Raw genomic sequence first — 454 nt, 5'->3', positions numbered from 1 at the left:
CCGGGACTGGCCTGAGGGCGGCACACCCCGTCGTGCGGGTGTGTCGTCGTTCGGGATCAGTGGGACGAACGCGCACGTGATCCTGGAACAGGCGCCCGCTGACGTATCCGGTGGCCTCGGAACCGATGACGTGGAATCCGGCGCCGAATCCTGCGCCGCTGTCGTCGTGGCGGACTCCGGTCATACCGGCCCGCAGGCGGTTCCGTGGGTGCTCTCGGCGAAGTCCGCCGAGGCGTTGGCCGGACAGGCGAGCCGTCTGCTGGAACACGTTCGGCGGCAACCGGAGTGGTCCGCCGCCGATATCGGCTTCTCGCTGGCGGGTCGATCCGTGTTCGGACATCGCGCGGTGGTCGTCGGAGCCGATCGTGCGGAGCTGATTCGTGGCCTGGCCGGGCTGGCCGCGGGCGAGCCGGGCCGGAACGTGGTCGACGGCCGGGCCGATGCGGCAGGCCGG

At 71.6% G+C, this 454-nt stretch carries 1 protein-coding gene; it reads left to right on the top strand.

Going from position 1 to position 454, the window contains the following annotated elements; all coding sequences use genetic code 11:
- Nucleotides 1-454, top strand: a 454-nt coding sequence (locus AC5WS7_RS40645; RefSeq protein WP_495959991.1) for a CurL C-terminal domain-containing protein, incomplete at both ends; no start/stop codon positions are given.

It is taken from the genome of Nocardia sp. PLKS1-43 (assembly GCF_059510335.1).
This window is presented reverse-complemented; position numbering and strand designations above follow the sequence as displayed.